We start from the raw sequence: 20,327 nt of genomic DNA, 5'->3' as shown, positions 1-20,327 counted from the left end.
CTATAATATTAAGATTTTACGCCTTAGATATTAATGTAAACTTTTTATTTCAATCTATAGTATACGATATTCTTCTTCCTTTGAATCATCAAATAAATAATTCTTTTAGTACATTTGGATAGTTAGTTATTATTGCATCTACTCCTAAATCAATCATATTTTGCATATCATTTTTATCATTAACAGTATAGACATTTACTTTTAAATCATTATCATGTGCTTTTTCAACAATTTCTTTATTTACGCTATGATATTCTGGATGAAGAGCATTTCCACCAACCATTTGTACATAATTATGAGGTTCAAATATACAATCATAGTATAATACTCCTGTTTTTATTGTTCTATCTAGTCCTATACATCTTCTTACAGAGTAATGATTAAATGTAGATACTATGACTCTTTCTTCTAGCTTATATTTTTTGATTAAATCATAAGTTGTTTTTTCTATATTTTCATAATCAATTATGCTATTTTTAATTTCTATATTTATAATAATATTCTTATCACTAATATACTTTAAGAATTCTTCTAATGTTGGAATTTTTAATCCTTTAAATTCCTCACCAAATTTTATTCCAGCATCAAAATTCATTAATTCTTCTAATGTATAATCTTTAATTAAGCCTGTGCCAGTTGTAGTTCTATCAAGTTGTTCATCATGGCATATTACTGCATATCCATCCTTAGTTAATTGAACATCAGTTTCTATTCCATCACAGCCAACTTCTATAGCTTTTTCAAAAGCTAGCATTGTATTTTCTGGATATACTCCACTAAATCCTCTATGAGCAATATTTACTATTTTTTTCATTTATAGTTTCCCCCTAAGTCAATCTACTTTTCAAGTAATAACTAAACATAAATCTATTCTAGTTTTTTATACTAATTATTTATTTTTATCTAATAAAATTTTAAAATAGATTCTATATGATTATAATAACAAAATAAATATTATTATTAAAGAGTAGCAATAATTGGATTAATAGAATATTCTACTCTTAATATATTATTTCTTACTATTAAATTTTAATTCAAATAAAATGGACTATTTTATTTGAATCTATATCATTTCTTCAACCATACAAACTCCTTCTATATGATGAAGTTGTAAAATATATTCCATATGATCACAGCTTTGATTAAGCTTTAATGTCATGGCTAGTGCAATAACTTTTACATCACTATTTTTATTCTTAATTTCAACATTAAATATTTTAGTTCCATCTTTTTTAACGCAGGTCATAAAGTTCATAACTCCTTTAATATCCTCAAGTTCAACATAAATATCAATAGTTTTAGAATGTGTTTGCATATATTCATCAAGTTTATGAAGTCCAGTGACTACACCCATTAAAAATATACATGTTATAATAGCACCTTCATAAAAACCTATTCCAATAGCTAGTCCCATACAAGCACATGCCCAAAGTCCAGCTGCTGTTGTAAGTCCCTTAACTTGATTTTTTCCAACTACTATTATTGTACCTGCACCTAAAAAGCCTATCCCACTAATAACTTGAGCACCCATCCTACTTGCATCACCTGGTAAATTTAATACATCAGTCATATACTGATTTGTAATCATTATAATTGTAGCCCCAATACACACTAAAATATGTGTCCTAAATCCTGCTGGTCTGTTTCTTCTTCCTCTCTCAGCTCCAATAATTCCAGCACAAATAGTTGCTAAAGTAAGTCTAACTATTATTGATACTGTATTAACCTCTCTTAAATAATTTATTAAATCTAAACTTTGCATATCATCACCTACTTTTAAACTCTTAATAAAAATCTTTTGTATTTCTAATTTAAATAACAGAGATTTTATAAATGCCTAATCTTATTTAAAGTTTTATATAAGAAGAGAGACAATGTAACCAAAATTTTGACTACATTGCCTCAATAGACATTGTATGTTTTAATTTATTCTATTTAAGTTTAAAGTTATGTTTTGCAAAAAGTTTATATATTCATAAACAAAGCTGGAGTAAACAATTGAACTTGCCTTTAAAACATAGCTTCATAAATATTAATTGAATAAATTAATAATTTGTTCTTCATTTAAAGTATTTATAAATGAACCTATGTTTAAATCATCACCTAGGATTGTATCTATAAGCTTTCGTTTACTATCTTGAAGTTCTACTATCTTTTCTTCTATTGTGCCTTGTGCTATAAGTTTAATTACTTCAACAGTGTTTTCTTGACCGATTCTATGTGCTCTGTCAGTTGCTTGATCTTCTACTGCTGGATTCCACCATGGATCGAAATGTATTACTATGTCTGCACTAGTTAAATTAAGACCAGTTCCTCCAGCCTTTAAGGATACCAAGAACACATTATTCTCTCCATCATTAAAATCATCAACCATTCTCATTCTATTAATAGATGATACTGAACCATCCAAATAAGAAAATAATATATTATTTTCTTTAAGTAAGTTACCTATATTTTTAAGCACAGATGTAAATTGAGAAAACACTAATATTTTATGTCCTGAACTTATGCTATGATCTAGTATCTCTAAAAGTGCATCAATTTTCCCACTTGTACCTAAGTAATTTTCCATAATAACTGATGGATCTAAGCAAATCTGTCTTAACTTTGTTATATATGATAAAATTTCTATTTTGCTATTCTTAAATTCATCATCTTCAACTTTCTTTTGTATTAAATCTCTAGCATATTCAGAATAAGTTTTATATACTAATTTTTGCTCATCACTTAAAGGAATAACTAATCTTTTTTCAATTTTATCAGGTAATTCTTTAATTACATTTTTCTTATATCTTCTTAATATAAATGGCTTTACAAGTCTATTTATTTCTTCTAATATTTCTTTTTCTTCTTCAAGCCTTCTATAATATCTACTTGTAAATCTTTTTTCATCATAAAGATACCCAGGCATTATAAAGTCAAAAATAGACCAAAGTTCCATTAATGAATTTTCTATAGGTGTACCTGTTAATGCAAATCTTGATTTTGATTTAATACTTTTAACAGCTTTTGCATTTTGTGATGAAGCATTCTTTATGTTTTGAGCTTCATCTAAAATACAATAATCAAATATCATGTCATATAAATCTAAATCTCTTCTCAAAAGATTATATGTTGTTATAATAACATCATAGTTATTATATGCTTTAATAAGCTCTTCACGTTCCTCTTTATTCGAATTTACTATACATACTTTCATTGAAGGAGCAAATTTTTTAAATTCATTAAACCAATTATATATAAGAGAAGTTGGTGCTACTATAAGTGAATGTGAATTTTCTTTTGATAATAAAAATACTATGGCTTGAAGTGTTTTCCCAAGCCCCATTTCATCACCTAATATCCCACCAAATCCTAAATAATCTAATGTTCTAAACCAATTATAACCATCTCTTTGATATTCTCTAAGTTCTGCTTGAATACCATATGGTGGTTGAAATGATTTATTCTTAATGTTTTTAAGTTTATCTCTTATATCAGTGATTTTTTCTCTACCAGTTATAAATCTAAAATCTTTATCTTCTAAATATTGTTCTAAGTAAATCCCTTTATTTTTATATAAAGCAATTGTGTTATTATTTAAAGTCTCTTCTAAAAGTAAATTATCTAAAAGAGTTAGTATTTCTTTTAGGTCTTTATCTTCTAAATCTAAGAACTCACCATTTTCTAATTTATAGTACTTTAAATTACTTCTAAAGCTTCTTAATATATTAGTGGTTTCTTCTTTAGATAGGTCTGATAATATAAATTCAAATTCAAAATAATCAAATTTACCTTTTCTAACATCGCCTTTAAAGTCAGCTTTTGATATATTTCTTATTCCTTTAAAATTCTCTGAATAAAAAACTTCACCATAATCCTGAAATCTTTCTATATCATATTTGAAGAATCTAAATATATAATCATCATCTTTTAAAAAGATAAATTTATTATTTACATCTTCAAATCCAAATTTTTTCACCAATTTATATACTTCTTTTTCTTTTTGAGAATCTCTATATATAACTTTTTCTTTGAATTCTTCAAAGTAATTAAATTCATAACCACCATATGAAACCTTTAATGTTAAATAAACATTTTCCCTGTCTTTATCAAAGTAAAATTTGAAGATAACAGGTGCTATTACAACCTTATTTTTAAGTTTTTTAGATAAATTTAATCCATTACTTACATTTTGTATTGATGGTATAAGCTCTTTTAACACTCTTTTTTCATCATTTTGCCCAAATGCTATACTCTGTGTATTATTAAATACTTTAAGATAAGGAACTAATCTTTCACTTTGTTCTGTAGATGGAACATATATTGAAGTACCATAAAGAAATACATCTTCATCTTGTGTAAGTGCTTCTGGCATACCATTAGGAACTTCTAATATTATATTATTTCCACTGTCACATAAAGAAAAAGGAATTGGTATATCTTCATAAAGTATTTCTGAATCGATTATTCTACAGAAAAACCCATCGCCTAAATATATTCTGTGATTCTTTATTATATCTAAAAAAGTTTTAACTAAGATATCAGGTATAGTTAAAGTTTTTCCATTTATAATTTTATCTTGACTTCTTTTAAATGAGCTTTGTAAATTTTCTTTTTCACTCAATCTATAAATAAACTTAATAAGTCTTCTATCATCAAATGATAAATTCTGCTTCCTTATATCAAAAATAAAATCTTTTCCATATTTGATGGGCATTTTATTGTACATACATGTTAAAAATTGATTTATATCTTTTAACACATACATTTTATTATTACAACTTTTTAAACCGATTTTAAACTCAGCTTGAAGTTTTGAAGACCATGTATTTCTATTTAAGGTTATCTCAAATTTAACATTTTCTTTATTATGTTCTAATAGTGAACTTAATAAATCTTGAGATTTTGCTGCTTTAGAAAAAAAACTCTTATCATCATCTTTGCTCTCTTGCAAAAATAATAACTTTTCTTTTAACTCTTTATCATTATCTAAACTATTTAAAAAATAGTAAAAAGATGCTATTAAATGCTTACAACAGTAATTATCCTTTGAAAATTCTTTTTTCTCAAAATCTGTACAACTACAATATGTACCTATAACCTCTTTTGTTTTACTATCAATTTCTATTTTACAGGAATATTCATTAAAAAGACTTTCTGATATTACAGAAGAGATAATATCTATCATATGATTATCTACATTAACTTTTATATCTTTTACTAAATCATTTTTAAGTATTACCTCAGCTTTAACTCTATTTCGTCCGCTTATGCTATTATTGAATCCTTCCATTAATACTTGTTTTATCATAAATTATCACCATATTTATAAATTACTTATTTATTTCTCTCATTCTTGTTATTAAAGAAGATTCTATATACTCAGATTTAGAAAATCCTTTTCTAAAATATCTTATCTGCTTATACTTTTTCCCTTGAAGCTCCATATCTAAAACATCGATTCTATCACCTTTAAATATTAGAGGTTCTTTCTTTCCTTTTAAGTAAACTTGTAGTTCCACTATAAATCCTCCATTATTGTTTTTTCTTTAAATTATATTCTTCTATTGAAGCTGCAATTTCATTTAAATATTCCCATCTCTCATACTTCTGCTCTAATTCTTGCTCAAGAGATTCTTTTTCCTTCATCAATTCATTAAGCTTTCCATAATTAGTAGCATTTTTCTCTAAATCTTTATCAAGCTGTTCTATCTTACCCTCTAAAGTAGATATATCTGCATCTATAGTTTCAAATTCTTTTTGTTCCTTAAAGGTAAACTTAGGTTTATCTTCTTTATTTTTAATTCTTTCTTTTTTCACTTTATTAGTAGACTTTTCATTTTCTAAAGATTTATTATTTTTTTCTATCTCTTTTGCTATTAAGAAATCACTATAATTACCATTATATTCTTTAATTAATCCATCGCCTTCATAAGAGAATATTTTATTACAGATTCTATCTAAAAAATATCTATCATGTGATACAACAATTACAATACCCATAAATTCATCTAAAAATGATTCTAGAATTTTTAAAGTTTCAATGTCCAAATCATTTGTAGGCTCATCTAATATCAAGAAATTAGGCGATTCCATTAATACTCTTAAAAGATGTAATCTTCTTTTTTCTCCACCAGATAATTTTTCAATTGGAGTATATTGCATTGTGCTATCAAATAAAAATCTTTCACACATAGAAGAGGCTGTTATTTTAGTTCCATCTTCAGTTGGAATATACTCTCCACCTTCTTTTACATAATCTATAACTCTTAAATTATGATCAATATGAGCATTGTCTTGTGCAAAACAACCTATCTTTACAGTGTCACCTATTTCAATTCTACCACTATCTAGTGGTATTAAACCTCTAATTAAGTTAACTAAAGTTGTTTTTCCTGCTCCATTTTCTCCAACTATACCTATTCTATCATCTCTTAAAAATAGATAATTAAAATTTTTTATAATTTGTTTCTCATCAAAAGATTTATTTACATCATATAACTCAACTATTTTTTTACCTAATCTACTTCCTACAAAAGATATATCAACATTGTCTTTTATTTCAATAGATTTTGTATTTACTAATTCATCAAACCTTTGTAATCTTGCTTTTTGCTTAGTTGTTCTAGCTTTAGCACCTCTTCTTACCCATTTTAATTCATTTCTAATTAATGCATCTCTCTTTTCTTCTTTAACTTGTTCTGTTTCAAGTCTTTCAACCTTCTTTTCTAGAAATGCAGTATAATTTCCAGGGTATGTATAAAGGTTTCCTCTATCTAATTCAATTATTCTATTAGTAACTCTATCAAGAAAATACCTATCATGAGTAATCATTAAAAGTGCACCTTTTCTTGTATTTAAGAATTCTTCAAGCCATTCTATAGATTCAGCGTCAAGATGATTTGTAGGCTCATCTAATATAAGTAATTCACAAGGTGTTATAAGAGCTGATGCAAGGGCAACTCTCTTTTTTTGTCCACCAGATAAATTATCCATTATTTCATTATAGTTAGATATTCCTAGCTTATTTAAAATACTTTTAGCTTCACTTTCTAAGTCCCATAAATTAAAAGAATCAATTTGACCTTGAAGTTTTATGAGTTTATCATTTAATTTATTAAATTCTTCACCGTTGCAAGCGTTTATCTTTACTAATATATCTTCATATTCCATAAGAAGTTTCATTTCTTTAGTGTCACCTCTAAATATTTGTTCTAAAACTGTGGCTCCACTTTTAAAATCTGGGTTTTGAGAAAGATATTCTATTCTAACATTTTTTCCTTTTGTTATAGAGCCATCAAAAAATTCATCTTTTCCCCCTACAACTTTTAAAAATGTTGATTTTCCAGCTCCATTAATGCCTATAAGTCCAATTTTATCACCATCGTTAATTCCTAACGATATATTGTTTAATAATATTTTTTCACTGTAACTTTTATATATATTTTCTAAAGTAATTATATTCATTAAAATTAAAACTCCTTCATGTATTTCTTCATAATAATAATCTACCTCTTATTTTAACACATTTTTAAAAATTCCACCTTATAAAAGAAAGATCCAATAGAATTTAAATAATTATATATCTATGATTATAGCAAATAGAGTCAACATTTCTTATAAAAGAAACACTGACTCTATTCTTACTTTTATTTTTTTATTGGCTTTGTTTTAGCAGAGTGTTGATATATGCATAAGGATTAATATGTATTATTTTTGATTGTGTGCTCCAATATCAATTATTATTAACACTGACCAATCAGTTTCTGGATTTTGAATCCACTTACATTCAATATCAAGAAATTTAAGCCAAGCATTAAGTCCATGACTTTTTTTACTAACATTAGGCGATTTTCTTCCATGAACTTCTTTTATAAATTCTAATAATTCTATTTGTTCATTTTTTTCAATTTTTTGATCTAATAAGTCTCTTATTTTTTCACAACATTTGTTGTAAGCCATTGGATCTTCTAAATATAACTCATCTGAATATACTTGTCTTTCCTTATTTAAAAGATCAGAAATTTCATTAATTTCATCTATGTTTGACAAATAGTGTTTAACTCTCCTTAATGCCTCAATATCAGCATCTAGTTTATTTATTGTTTTTTCTAATTTCTCAAATTTCATTTAATCTTCTCACTTTTCTTTTTTTATTTGCTATGTTTTAAAATATCAATTATAAAACATAGCTTTGTTTCATAACTATGATACCTCATTATAACACTATTTTTCATTCCTTCAAATTAATTAATAATTTTATTTTAATTAACTAATAATTTTATTTTAATTAACTTGTATTATGCTTTATCGATCACCTTTTCAGTGTGTATAATTTTACCAAGATTATTTGTTGATTATTTGACAATAATAACAATAAAATTAAAGAATAAATCAATAAAATATTGGTTTTTCTACTTATTTAATTTTTGTATGAGGTATTAGATATGAATAAAAAAATCATAGTAATTGGAAGCGGTATTGGTGGACTATCTGTAGCTGCACGCCTTTTATCAAGGGGTTTTAATGTTACAGTATTAGAAAAAAATTTAACAATAGGAGGGAAAACTAACTTTTTTGAAGTTAATGGATTTAAATTTAATTTAACAGCATCATTAATCATGTTTTTTAGAGACTATATTGAGGTTTTTGAGTATTGTAATAAAAATTATAAGGACTATTTTTCTCTTATTCCTATAGAAACACTCTATAGAGTGTTTTATTCTGATAATAGCATTTATGATTTTTCAAATAAATTTTCATCACTTTCTTCAAATATCAACCAAATTACAAATGGAAATATAGAGGACATATACGGTTATTTTAACTTTTTATCTTCTAATTATGAAAAATATCAAATTGTAAACAAGTATTTTTTAAACCAAAATTTTTCTAATAATAATAATTTTTTTAAATCTATAATTAGTAATACACATCTTGATTTGAAAATACTTCATTCATCTTATAAGGATTGTAAGAAATATATTAAAAATGAAAAGCTTATAAATTATTTTATGTTTCAAACTATGTATATAGGAGGATCACCATACACTTTATCAAACATATATAATTCAATTCCAGCTGTAACTCAAATAGAAGGGTTATATCATATGCAAGGAGGAATATATTCTTACATAAAAGCATTAGAAAATTTAATATTAAATCAAGGTGGAATTATAAATACTAATTGTAATGTAAAGAAAATATTATTTGAAGATAAGAAAGCTATAGGGGTAATAGTTAATAATCAAAAATTAAATGCAGATGCAGTAATTTGCAGTAGTGATTACTCTTATACAATTGATAATCTTATACAGGATAAGGATATAAAAGATTCAGTTAAACCAGTAGAACAATTAAAATATTCTTGTTCAACATTTATTTTATATTTAGGCTTAGATAAGAAATATCCTATGCTTAACGTAAATAATATCTATATAAATAAAAATTTCAAGAAAAACTTAAAAGCTCCTTTTAAAGGAATACTTTCAAAAGATCCATCAATATATATTTATTGCCCTAGTTCAGTAGATACCACTATTTGTCCAAATGGATATGAATGTATTAATGTTATGATTAGAGTTCCTAATTTACTTTACAATAATATTACTTGGAATTTAAAAACCAAAAATATGATAAAGAAAGAACTTTTAGATATATTATCATCAATAGATACCCTTAGTGATATAAAGGAACATATAATACTTGAAAAATATTTAACGCCACTTGATTTTAAGTACGCATTCAATACATATGGTGGAACTGCATTTGGTTTAAGTCATACACTAAATCAGACTAATATATTTAGACCTCAATGTGAAATCAAAAATATTAATAATCTATTCTTTACAGGTGCTTCTACTCATCCAGGTAATGGAGTGTCCATGGTTATTAAATCTTCTAAAATTTGTAGTGATAGAATCTGTGATTTATATAAATAGAGTGAAAATATATCTTAAGTCTATTTATATAAGTTTATTTATATTATAGTTTTACTTTAAATATTAAGATAAGTAGAATTTCTTTAACACATAAACATACTCTTATTTGGATAAACTACATTCATATTAATTTTAAATGGTGGTGAAAATTTATGAGAAAATTGAGCATTTTTTTTATATGCTTTATTATACTTTTTAATATACCTATAATATCAAAGGCTGAAGAAATTAGAGATTATGAAGTACAAATGAAACAAGATTTATTGGTCTTAATGTTATCATATCCTAACGACATTGTAGGAATTGAAAAAAGCGATGATAAAGTTTATATTGTTATGAAATCTGGAAAAAAAATCTTATATGATGATAAAATTCAAAAAAGTCATGAAGAAAAATTAGCAAATCCAGACCTTCAAGATATGTTAGAACAGTACTATCCCCTTGATAAAAATGATGTAATTATGGATAAAAGCATTGATCCTGGAAGAGGTAGAAATTATGAATTATTAAATGAAGTATACGGTAGTTCAAGAAATGCCATAGAAAAAAATTTAAAGAACTTAAAATATGGATATACAAATTACCAATTTAATAAACAAAATAATGCTAACGCCTCTTTAGATAATGCCTTAAAAGACCTTGTTCCTTTATGCAAAACTAGAAATGATATAGCTAGTATACTTTATCCTGCTAGTGGAACTTACAATTATAGAGTAATATCTGGTACTGGTAGGTTAAGTCCTCATTCTTATGGAATAGCAATTGACTTAAAAAGTGATAAAAGAGATTATTGGAAATGGGGTTCTGAAAAAGATGCACAAAAAAGGCTTTCTGAATATCCTAAAGATTTAGTAGAAACATTTGAAAATAATAACTTTGTTTGGGGTGGAAAATGGGGGCATTTCGATATATTACACTTTGAATATAGGCCTGAAATTATTTTAAAAGCTAAGTATTTTACTAATTGGAATAATGAAGAGAATTGGTTTTATGGAGTTCTTTTAGAAGATGAAACTACAAAAAATTATATTGATATTATTGAAAAAGCATTAACTTAAAATACTATTTAGAAAGAGGTAGTAATATATGTACATATTTAAATTCACTAAATTATCTCTAAAAAAAGCAATTATATTATTTACTATAATTTTAACATTATTTAATATATTTTCATTTAAAAATGCTTTTGCTAGTGACACAGAAGATGAGTTAAAAAAACATATAGAAAATATTTTTTTAATAAAGAGTAGAGCTGTATTAACTCAAGATTTAGATTGTCTAAGAAGTCTATATTGTGATAATACAAAAATTGCTCAATGGGCCTATGAATATGAAGAAAAGAAAGTTAAATATATAAATAACTGGGCAGAAAAGCAAGGAGTTAAGTTTTTAGATATAATACCAAAAATAAAAATTACCAAATGTAATATTGGTGATAAAATATGTTCTTTTTATGTGTTATGTGACACTGAGTATAAGTATGAATATTTAGACAAACCTAATATAATTAACAGTTCTAGAATTGGGACTTCACATTCAATGAGACTCACTAAATATGATGATGAATGGATAATAACAAAAGAATGGTACAATGATCCCTTTGCTGATTCATTAAGTTTAGAAAACATTAAAGTAGATGATATTAAAGAACATATTAAAAATCAGACTTCAAGAGATTTTTCTTCTTTAGATGAGAAACGAAAGAATGCATTAGAATATGCTGAAAAACATTGTGGTGTATCTTCATTAGATGAACATAAATTTAAATACAATAAAAAATATAAAAATTTTAATTGTGAAGGTGGAGATTGTGCAAATTTTGCTTCCCAAGTGCTTCATGAAGGGGGTAAATTTAAAAAAAATTCTGTTTGGAATTATGATAAAGGTAGTGCTACTGGTCCATGGGTAAATGCTGATAAATTTACTCGTTATATGTTAAACAGTGGTAGAGCTTCTGTTATAGCTACTGGTAATTATGAGAGAGTTTACAAAGCCTCTTATAAATTACTACCTGGAGATTTTATAGCTTATGAAAAAAAAGGTCATATAACGCATGTCTCTGTTGTTACTGGTGCTGACTCTAAAGGTTATAGTCTAGTTACTTGTCACAATACAGATAGAAATAATGTCCCTTGGGATTTAGGCTGGAGCGATAAAAAAATGAAATTTTGGCTAATTAGGGTTCACTATTAGATAAAAAAGTAGGCTACGTTAAAACATAGCCTACTTTTTTAAATAATGTAATTTTCGTATAAGTCTTGAACTTTATTCCAATCAATTATATTCCATATATTTTTGACATAATCTGCTCTTAAGTTTTTATATTGTAAATAATAAGCATGCTCCCAAACATCTATACAAAGAATTGGAGTTAACCCATTACTAATTGGACTATTTTGATTTAAGGTTTTTAAAATTGATAAATTTCCATTATTATCTTTTACTAAAAATCCATAACCTGATCCAAACTGACTTATGGCCAAATTAGTTAATTGAATTTTCAAATTCTCTATATCTGCAAACTTGCTATTTATCTCATATAATAAAGTTCCTTCTGGTTTTAATTTAGGATTTGGAGATAAATTATAAAAATATAAGTTATGATTAGCAACTCCTCCACCTTGATTTATTATATCTTGCCTTATCTCTTTTGGAAAAGATTCTACATTTAATAGTATTTGCTCTAAGGTTTTCCCTTCAACCAGATCTGTATGTTTTTCTAATATTTTATTTAAGTTATTAACATAAGTCTGAAGATGTTTATTGTAGTGTATATTTAGTGTTTCAGCATCTATATATGGTTCTAATGCATTATATTCATATGGTAATTTTATTTTATCAAACATGTGTTTCCCCTTTCAACAACAATATTTTGGTTATATTATATTAATATTCTAAAAATTGATTTTAGTTATAAAATTACTCTATTTTCATTTAATAAAATATATAAATTTTAATATTATTGTTTACTTTCTATTCCACACTTCATATAATTATTTAATAATAAATTAATTTCAACTATTATAATCTATAGAATTATAATTTCTTAATATTTGGGTAAATTAAATAAAAAGAGGTTTATAAATATGAAACAAATGACATTTGGAGAAAAACTTAAAGATAAAGAATACAGGCAAAGAATTGGTGCATATGCACTAATCTTTAAAGAAAATAAAGTAGCTGTTATAAAATTGCCAGGTGGATATTTCTTACCTGGTGGTGGTATAGAACAAAATGAAAGTAATGAAGAATGCTTAAGAAGAGAATGTATGGAAGAATTAGGTTGCACAATAAACATAAAAAAATTTGTATGTATAGGTTCTTCTTATCATTGGGGACGTAGATTTAATGGTTATATTCATAGCATTGGTAATTTTTATTTAGCAGATTCATTAAAAAAAGTAGCAAATCCAATAGAAAAAGATCATGAGTTAGTTTGGCTTAATATTGAAGAAGCATATAGTAAAATGTTTTTGGCACATCAAGCTTGGGCTATAAAAGAAGGAGCTATCTTTAACGAAAATTTAAATAAAAGATAGAAATAATATAAAGTGTACTATATATTTAGTATTTTTAATATATAGCACACTTTTCTTTAATAAAGCTTTTTAATTTTTTCATTAAATTTATTATAAAGTTCAATCATATCAGGTTCATTTGAATATAAATTAATTTCACTTATAGGAATCCATTTAACACCACTATTTTCATCTTTCTTTATTATAAGTTCTTCATTTTCATCACATTCTAAAACATAAGCCACTGATAAATGTAAATGTGCAGATATATAATTTTCTTTTTTAAAATGTCCTTTAACAGGTAATACATCTAATGATAAAATCTCATTAGTAACTACATTAAAATTTTTAACACCAGTTTCCTCTTGAGCTTCTTTTATTGCAACATGTAGAAAATCACTATCACCATCAGTATGACCACCAGTCCATGCCCATGTATTATATATATTATGATGAATCATTAATACTTTATCTCTGTTTTTATTTACTATGTATCCAGAGCTGGTCATATGAGCCAATGAATTTTCTCTAGTAAGCAAATTATCATATTGATTTATACAGTCTAATATAAATTTTTTATCACTAGCTTCCTGCTTATTATATGGATTATAATTCTCTATTTCTCTAATCCAATTCATTAAAATCTTCCCCTTATATATATTATTTGGGTCTATACTTATAGATTATCCATCTGTTTTTATTGTAACATATCCATCTTTAGTAAGAAATGTTTGCGACTTTATTATTGTTATTACTTAAAAATTCTAATTCCAATAACACAATAATTTATAAAAGTATAGGACTATCTTAAAATAATTCTTTTAACATAGTCCTATTATATTAAATGGGGTTAATTGGCTCCAATGTTACATGTTAGTCCTATATCTTCAACAATTTTTTTGAAATTTAACATTACTTCTTCACTTGGGGTATTAATATCATTTTGCATTAAATATTCTTTACCTAAGCAATCATATTTATTTAAACCTAATTTATGATAAGGTAATAAATGAATCTCTGTTATATTGTTTAAGCTTTTTGTAAATTTAGCAATATCTTGTATGCTTTTTTCATCACAATTAAACTGAGGTATAACAGGAACTCTAATAATAGTACTAGTTACCAATTCTGATATTAACTTTGCATTTTCTAGTATTATCTTATTGCTTGCTCCAACATATTTTATATGCTTATCTTCATTAAGTGTCTTTATATCTAAAAGTACTAAATCAACCCAAGGTGCTATTTTTTTAAAAACCTCTTTATCTACATGCCCTGTGGTTTCTATCGTTGTATGAATTCCTATGCTTTTACATCCTTTTAATATTTCTAGCGCAAACTCATGTTGTAATAATGGCTCTCCACCTGAAAGTGTAACTCCACCATTAGATCTTCTAAATTGAGAGGAATCTTTATTTAACTCATCTAAAACTTCTTTAACGCTCATTTCTTTTCCTGAAACAACAAGAGCTCCTGGATAACAGTTTTCTGCACATTTTCCACAACTAATACATTTATCTCTATCTATTCTATTAAGATTATTAAAATCAATAGCATTATATTCACATATAGTTTCGCACTTATGGCATCCTGTACAATTCTTTATATTAAAAAGTAATTGTTTATTTACATTTTGAGATTCAGGATTGCTACACCAATGGCAAGATAATGGACATCCTTTTAAAAATACTATAGTGCGTATGCCTGGTCCATCATTTACTGAAAATCTTTGTATATTAAAAACAGTACCTATTTTGTTTAAATCCACTTCGTTTTTTAGCATAGCTTTTTCCTTTCATAAGAGTATTTATATTTATTTCTATATTTAAAATTTACTTATAGTAACTTATTTATAAATTTTGTTCTGTTCTCTTTATAATATCATCTTGTACGCCCTTATCTAAACAAATAAATTGAGCACTATAACCAGCAACACGTACTATTAAATCTCTATATTGTTCAGGATGTTCTTGAGCTTCAAGAAGAATTTTTTTATCTATTACATTAAATTGTATATGCATACCTTTTCTATCAAAATAGCTTCTTATTAAAGATCCTAAGTTTTTCAACCCATTATCTCCTTGTAGAGAATTTGGATTGAACTTTTGATTAAATAATGTTCCACTTGGAGCTGCAAAATGTTCTAATTTAGATACTGAATTTGCAGCAGCTGTTGGTCCATTAACGTCTGCACCTCTAGTTGGAGATACTCCATCTGCTAAAGGTTTAAATGCACTTCTACCATCAGGTGTTGCACCAACAAGACTGCCTAAATATACATTATTTGAAACCGGATATAATCCTGGAATGAATTTTCCTCCACGTTGATTTGTATATTTTAATACTTCTTTACAATAAATAAGTGCACCATCACGTGTAAATTCATCTACTTCATCTATATCATTACCAAACTTAGGAACTCTATTTAAAATTAATTGTTTTATATCTTCATATTCTGCTTTTTTAATTGGATCATCTTCATTTTCACCAAAGTTACTATCAACAGCAGCTTTTAATTTTAATAAAGTAATTTTGTTTTCATCAAATATAAGCTTCTTTATAGCCATGAATGAATCACCAACATTTGCAATTCCAACACCTAAAGGTCCTGAAAAACGATAGTGTCCTCCACCTTCTTGAATTGACTTTCCTGTGCCAATACAATCATCAAGCATAGATGATAAAAATGGAAGTGGTGCCCTTTCAGCATGTGCTATATCAACACAATTATCTGCTGCAACCATATGGAATACAAAATATTCTATTTGTTTTTTATATGCATTTATAAAATTATCTATATTTTTAAATGAAGTAAACTCACCAGTTTCAGGACCAACTTGCTTGCCATTAAGTCTACCATTATTCATAGATAGTTCTAATATCTTTGCTAAGTTAAAGAATGCAGCATCATACCAACCATCAGTTTTTCCAGGCTTTTGAGGTTCAACGCATCCTACAATTGCATAATCTCTAGCATCTTCTATTGTTAAACCTTGATTAATCAAGGTTGGAATAACCACTTCATCATTATAAAATGCTGGCAGACCAGTTCCTAAACGAGTTAATTCACAAGTTCTAATTAAAAATTCATCAGGAGTTTTGCTCCATATTCTAACACAAAGAGATGGTTGTGGTAATTTTAAACTTCCAGTAGCTTCAAGGCACATATAAGATAATTCATTTGTTGCCTCCTTTCCATCTGGAGTTTGTCCACCCACAATTAAGTTTTGGAACATAGAATAGCCACTAAAAGCTTTAGTTGTTGTTTCATCACGAACTTTAGTAAGATCATTAAATTTAACCCACAAACAATGAAGAATTTCTGTATTTATTTCTTTAGTTGCAAATTTATTATCAATATCATTCTTATAATAAGGATACATATATTGGTCAAAACGTGCTGGAGATATAGCATGTCCGTTAGATTCTAAGCTAATTATAGCTTGTACAAACCAAAATGATTGACATGCTTCATAAAATGTTTCTGCTGGATTAGCTGGAACTTTGCTACAGATTTCAGCAATTTTTAACAATTCATTTTTTCTATCTATATCTAGTGTTTCGCCTGCTAATTTTTTAGCTAATTCACTATACCTATTTGCATATTTTATTGCTGCCTTACATGAAATTATTATAGAATCCCAGAATACTTTCTTTTTAACATATTCAGGATTGCTTTTATCAGCATTAATTATAGCATTCTCTGTTTCATTTATAATTCCTAAAAATCCTTTTTCTAGTACTTTAGGATAATCTACAGAAATATGACCTAAACCATTAAAATGATAATTAGCCACTGTAAATACTTTTGTATTCATAGCATCTTTAGTTTCATTAGACATATAAGATGTAGCTAATTCACTTACTGTTTTTCCTTGCCAATACTTAAAAACTTCTTTAAGCTTAGATTTTGTTTCTTCTGGAATTTTGAATAAATCTGAAGTTCTTTTCTCAAATTTATCAAATTCATCTACTAACCATTGGTTTGAAAATTCAGGAAAAACTTGACATGATCTAGGATTCTTAGTTAAGCTTCCTACAATAAGTTCATTATCTCTAATTACTATAGGTATTTCACTTAGTATCTTCTCAAGAGATTTAGCCTTTCGAATAATTATAGGTTCATTTTCTGTTTCTTTAAATGATTCAGTTAATATTATTGCTCTATCAGCTTCAATACATGGAATTGCTGAAAATATCTCTTCTTTTAATTTTTCTACTCTTTTAGTAGGATTTATAAATCCTTTTGCTAATATATCCATAGTTCTCCCCCTCTTATTACAAGATATTTTATTTGTAAGCTAATCAAGGTAATTTTTATAAGAATACGTTTACTTATTTTAGCTCAAATAATTTATTTCTTATATACTATAATACAGGTTGACTTAGATATTTTTTAATACTTATGTGTCCAATCGATTATAATATTTTTCCAGTAAATATTATAATCGCTGTTTTTTATTAAATTTAAGTAATTATTTAACTATAAGCTATATTTTTATGTCATACTTTTTCTCTATATTCAGATGGGGTAATGCCTTCTTCTTTTTTAAATACTTTACAAAAATAATTAGGCTCATTGTACCCCATATCAAATGCCAAATCATTTATGCTAATATTAGTTTCTTTTAATACACGTTTTGCTTCTTGTACTCTTATTTGTGTTATATATTTATTAAAATTAACACCCACATATTTTTTAAAGCTCTTACTAAAATATGCTGTACTATAATTCATATACTCTGCTACTTCTTTAAGTGTTATATTTTTTTTGAAGTTTTTTTCTATATAATTTAAAGTTTGATTTAACTTATATTCATTAGATAGATTTTCATCTAAAAGCATACACTCATTATTTTTCATGTATTCATTTAGTATCTCTATAACCTTTTCTGGTTTGACTGGTTTTAATAAATAGTCATCTGCCTTTACTTTTAAAGCCCTTTGTAAAGATTCAAAGTTATCATAAATACTCATTAATACAATTATTTTCTCTTTATAATTTTTCTTTATAATTTTAGTTACTTCAAATCCATCTTTTCCTGGAAGCATAGTATCTAAAAAAATTATATCTGGATTTAAATTATTATTCATGCTAATTACTTCATCACTATTACAAGCTAATCCAACAATACTAATATTTTTTATCTTTTTATATATAATTATTTTTAAAGCTTCAAGTTCTAAAATGTCATCAGAAGCTATTAATACTTTACACATACTAATGCTCTCCCCCCCCTTTACATTTCCCTGATTTTTTTAATTTTAGACTCTATTTTTAATGTGTGTTGATATATTGTTTAGGTAAAGTTTTCTTGTAATTAGACTATACATTTTAGTATTCCTAATTCCAATTACTAAGTCCTTATTTTGCCTATACACTTATACATATATCAACGTTTTACTAAAAAAATCTATAATGGTAGTTTAAAACTCACATTAGTCCCTATATTTAGTTCGCTTTTTATATTAACTTTATATTCTTTTCCATAATATTTAACGAGAACATTATTAGCATTATATATGCCTGCTCCTAAAGAGCCTTTTTTGCATTTACCATTTAATATTGAAAATAATTCATCTTCAGAAATTCCTATGCCATTATCTTGAATTAAAATAGTAGCATTATTTTCACAGCAGTCTCCTTTAATAAAAATAGTTCCTCCATCTTTTTTAGGGCATAGTCCATTTAATATTGAATATTCTATAAATGGTAAAAAAATCATAGTTGGTATTTTAATGTGATTAATTTTTTCATCTATATTAATTTCATATCTTATTCTCTCACCAAATCTAGTTGATTGTATCTTTAAATATGTTTTGATGTTTTCTATAGCTTTCTCCATAGAAACTAAGTTACCAATATTTTTAAAGTTATATCTAAATAGTTTTGTTAAAGAATATATCATTTCTTGAGTTTTAGGAGCATCTTCTATTAGTGCAAGACTAGATATTGTGTTTAATGTATTAAGAATAAATTCAAAACTTATAGGTGTCTCCAAAGAATCCAATTCACAAAACTTAAGTTTTTCTTCTAATTCTTTTCTTTCCTGTTTTTCTCTAATAAGCTTTATATTATTAAAGCTTAATTCTTCCTGAATTGAACTAAGTTCAGATTTTTCAACCAATAAATTTACAATTATATTAATTAAAGAATATATTGATTCAATCTTAGAATAATCTATAAATTTTGTGCTATTGAAGTCATTTAATAATTCATTATCATTTCTACACATTTTAGAATAATAATTTGATTTTCTAATTGGTTCAAGCTTATCTTTATTAGTTCTAACTTGTCCAAAAAAAACTGCGCCAAGATAATTACCATTTACAATAATAGGAATAGCAACATCTACTAAACCTGCTGGACATTTAAAAACATATGGTTTTTGTCTTATAGCCGCTTCTAATCCTGCATGCGCATTTGTATCATAACATATTTTCATACCTTCTTTAGTATTTCTAACTTTACTACAAAAATCACAAAAGTTTGAATAATTATTAATTGGATTACCCTTAAAATCAACTATATTATATGCAAGTCCAGTAATTTCAGCTAATCTATCTTGTATTGATTTTAATAAATTAATATCAATTATATCATTTAAATTTCTATTACCAATCATTTAAATTAACCACCTTTTGGTTAGTATATTTTTTACATTTAATCTTTTTTATTCCACAGCTAATTCTAATAATATTATCCCATATTAATTTATGCTGTCAAGAATTTGATGGTTTTTTACTTTTTTGTGTTTTCTTTTGTTTTTTTATCTTTTATTTTATTGTGGAGTTATGTTTTGAAGGTATGTTACATTAACGTTATAATATAAAATATCCAAATTAGTTTTTTAACAAAAATCACAAAAAATAAATTAGTATATTA

Annotated in this window: 16 protein-coding genes; 4 read left to right on the top strand and 12 right to left on the bottom strand. The window is 25.8% G+C overall.

Annotation, left to right across the window (positions count from 1 at the left end):
- Positions 1–88: 88 nt before the first annotated feature.
- The 6 genes from NG901_RS02910 to NG901_RS02885 all read right to left on the bottom strand — a co-directional run bounded on the left by NG901_RS02910 (position 89) and on the right by NG901_RS02885 (position 8,112).
- Complete coding sequence (locus tag NG901_RS02910) at positions 89–814, bottom strand: glycerophosphodiester phosphodiesterase (protein ID WP_252212249.1); 726 nt, start codon at positions 812–814, stop codon at positions 89–91.
- A 249-nt stretch (positions 815–1,063) separates the two neighbouring features.
- Positions 1,064–1,762 (bottom strand): MgtC/SapB family protein, encoded by a 699-nt coding sequence (locus tag NG901_RS02905; protein WP_252212248.1) that lies wholly within the window; start codon positions 1,760–1,762, stop codon positions 1,064–1,066.
- A gap of 270 nt (positions 1,763–2,032) precedes the next feature.
- On the bottom strand, positions 2,033–5,293 hold the full coding sequence (locus NG901_RS02900; protein WP_252212247.1) for a DEAD/DEAH box helicase: 3,261 nt from the start codon (positions 5,291–5,293) through the stop codon (positions 2,033–2,035).
- 22 nt (positions 5,294–5,315) lie between these two features.
- Positions 5,316–5,504 carry a hypothetical protein gene (locus NG901_RS02895; protein ID WP_003374128.1) on the bottom strand — a complete coding sequence of 63 codons (189 nt, stop codon included), beginning with the start codon at positions 5,502–5,504 and terminating at the stop codon, positions 5,316–5,318.
- A 13-nt stretch (positions 5,505–5,517) separates the two neighbouring features.
- Entirely contained in the window at positions 5,518–7,449 is a 1,932-nt protein-coding gene (locus NG901_RS02890) for an ABC-F family ATP-binding cassette domain-containing protein (protein WP_252212246.1), read from the bottom strand.
- 243 nt (positions 7,450–7,692) lie between these two features.
- Complete coding sequence (locus tag NG901_RS02885; RefSeq protein WP_252212245.1) at positions 7,693–8,112, bottom strand: hypothetical protein; 420 nt, start codon at positions 8,110–8,112, stop codon at positions 7,693–7,695.
- Between the two features lie 317 nt (positions 8,113–8,429).
- On the opposite strand from NG901_RS02885, the gene NG901_RS02880 reads away from it, so the two are divergent.
- From NG901_RS02880 to NG901_RS02870, 3 genes are all read left to right on the top strand, one after another.
- A complete protein-coding gene (locus NG901_RS02880) occupies positions 8,430–9,923 on the top strand; it encodes a phytoene desaturase family protein (protein ID WP_252212244.1) in 1,494 nt (497 codons plus the stop codon).
- Between the two features lie 152 nt (positions 9,924–10,075).
- Positions 10,076–10,981 carry a M15 family metallopeptidase gene (locus NG901_RS02875; protein ID WP_252212243.1) on the top strand — a complete coding sequence of 302 codons (906 nt, stop codon included), beginning with the start codon at positions 10,076–10,078 and terminating at the stop codon, positions 10,979–10,981.
- Between the two features lie 28 nt (positions 10,982–11,009).
- Positions 11,010–12,116 (top strand): amidase domain-containing protein, encoded by a 1,107-nt coding sequence (locus NG901_RS02870; protein WP_252212242.1) that lies wholly within the window; start codon positions 11,010–11,012, stop codon positions 12,114–12,116.
- Positions 12,117–12,154: 38 nt separating this feature from the next.
- Here the strand turns inward: NG901_RS02870 and NG901_RS02865 are convergent, their stop codons facing one another.
- Positions 12,155–12,769 (bottom strand): superoxide dismutase, encoded by a 615-nt coding sequence (locus tag NG901_RS02865; protein ID WP_252212241.1) that lies wholly within the window; start codon positions 12,767–12,769, stop codon positions 12,155–12,157.
- 240 nt (positions 12,770–13,009) lie between these two features.
- On the opposite strand from NG901_RS02865, the gene NG901_RS02860 reads away from it, so the two are divergent.
- The gene (locus NG901_RS02860; RefSeq protein WP_252212240.1) at positions 13,010–13,462 is read left to right on the top strand and encodes an NUDIX hydrolase; all 453 of its coding nucleotides are present in this window, start codon (positions 13,010–13,012) and stop codon (positions 13,460–13,462) included.
- 56 nt (positions 13,463–13,518) lie between these two features.
- Here NG901_RS02860 and NG901_RS02855 read toward each other — a convergent pair whose 3' ends face one another.
- The 5 genes from NG901_RS02855 to NG901_RS02835 form a co-directional block, all read right to left on the bottom strand.
- Positions 13,519–14,079, bottom strand: a complete 561-nt coding sequence (locus NG901_RS02855) for an NUDIX hydrolase (protein WP_252212239.1) — start codon at positions 14,077–14,079, stop codon at positions 13,519–13,521.
- A 212-nt stretch (positions 14,080–14,291) separates the two neighbouring features.
- Positions 14,292–15,224: a glycyl-radical enzyme activating protein gene (locus NG901_RS02850; RefSeq protein WP_252212238.1), complete on the bottom strand. Its 933-nt coding sequence runs from the start codon at positions 15,222–15,224 to the stop codon at positions 14,292–14,294.
- Positions 15,225–15,291: 67 nt separating this feature from the next.
- Positions 15,292–17,703, bottom strand: a complete 2,412-nt coding sequence (locus tag NG901_RS02845) for a glycyl radical protein (RefSeq protein ID WP_252212237.1) — start codon at positions 17,701–17,703, stop codon at positions 15,292–15,294.
- A 241-nt stretch (positions 17,704–17,944) separates the two neighbouring features.
- Positions 17,945–18,661, bottom strand: coding sequence for a response regulator transcription factor (locus NG901_RS02840; protein WP_252212236.1), 717 nt, complete (start codon positions 18,659–18,661; stop codon positions 17,945–17,947).
- 194 nt (positions 18,662–18,855) lie between these two features.
- Entirely contained in the window at positions 18,856–20,067 is a 1,212-nt protein-coding gene (locus NG901_RS02835; protein WP_252212235.1) for a sensor histidine kinase, read from the bottom strand.
- Between the last annotated feature and the right edge of the window lie 260 nt (positions 20,068–20,327).

The sequence above is a fragment of the Clostridium sp. CMCC3677 genome (genome assembly GCF_023845585.1).
Lineage (GTDB): Bacteria > Bacillota > Clostridia > Clostridiales > Clostridiaceae > Clostridium > Clostridium aquiflavi.
This window is presented reverse-complemented; position numbering and strand designations above follow the sequence as displayed.

Excerpts from the sequence above, each read along its gene's own strand:
- NG901_RS02910 (WP_252212249.1), bottom strand. The coding sequence starts at position 814 with ATGAAAAAAATAGTAAATATTGCTCATAGAGGATTTAGTGGAGTATAT.
- NG901_RS02905 (WP_252212248.1), bottom strand. The coding sequence starts at position 1,762 with ATGCAAAGTTTAGATTTAATAAATTATTTAAGAGAGGTTAATACAGTA.
- NG901_RS02900 (WP_252212247.1), bottom strand. The coding sequence starts at position 5,293 with ATGATAAAACAAGTATTAATGGAAGGATTCAATAATAGCATAAGCGGA.
- NG901_RS02890 (WP_252212246.1), bottom strand. The coding sequence starts at position 7,449 with ATGAATATAATTACTTTAGAAAATATATATAAAAGTTACAGTGAAAAA.
- NG901_RS02885 (WP_252212245.1), bottom strand. The coding sequence starts at position 8,112 with ATGAAATTTGAGAAATTAGAAAAAACAATAAATAAACTAGATGCTGAT.
- NG901_RS02880 (WP_252212244.1), top strand. The coding sequence starts at position 8,430 with ATGAATAAAAAAATCATAGTAATTGGAAGCGGTATTGGTGGACTATCT.
- NG901_RS02875 (WP_252212243.1), top strand. The coding sequence starts at position 10,076 with ATGAGAAAATTGAGCATTTTTTTTATATGCTTTATTATACTTTTTAAT.
- NG901_RS02870 (WP_252212242.1), top strand. The coding sequence starts at position 11,010 with ATGTACATATTTAAATTCACTAAATTATCTCTAAAAAAAGCAATTATA.
- NG901_RS02865 (WP_252212241.1), bottom strand. The coding sequence starts at position 12,769 with ATGTTTGATAAAATAAAATTACCATATGAATATAATGCATTAGAACCA.
- NG901_RS02860 (WP_252212240.1), top strand. The coding sequence starts at position 13,010 with ATGAAACAAATGACATTTGGAGAAAAACTTAAAGATAAAGAATACAGG.
- NG901_RS02855 (WP_252212239.1), bottom strand. The coding sequence starts at position 14,079 with ATGAATTGGATTAGAGAAATAGAGAATTATAATCCATATAATAAGCAG.
- NG901_RS02850 (WP_252212238.1), bottom strand. The coding sequence starts at position 15,224 with ATGCTAAAAAACGAAGTGGATTTAAACAAAATAGGTACTGTTTTTAAT.
- NG901_RS02845 (WP_252212237.1), bottom strand. The coding sequence starts at position 17,703 with ATGGATATATTAGCAAAAGGATTTATAAATCCTACTAAAAGAGTAGAA.
- NG901_RS02840 (WP_252212236.1), bottom strand. The coding sequence starts at position 18,661 with ATGTGTAAAGTATTAATAGCTTCTGATGACATTTTAGAACTTGAAGCT.
- NG901_RS02835 (WP_252212235.1), bottom strand. The coding sequence starts at position 20,067 with ATGATTGGTAATAGAAATTTAAATGATATAATTGATATTAATTTATTA.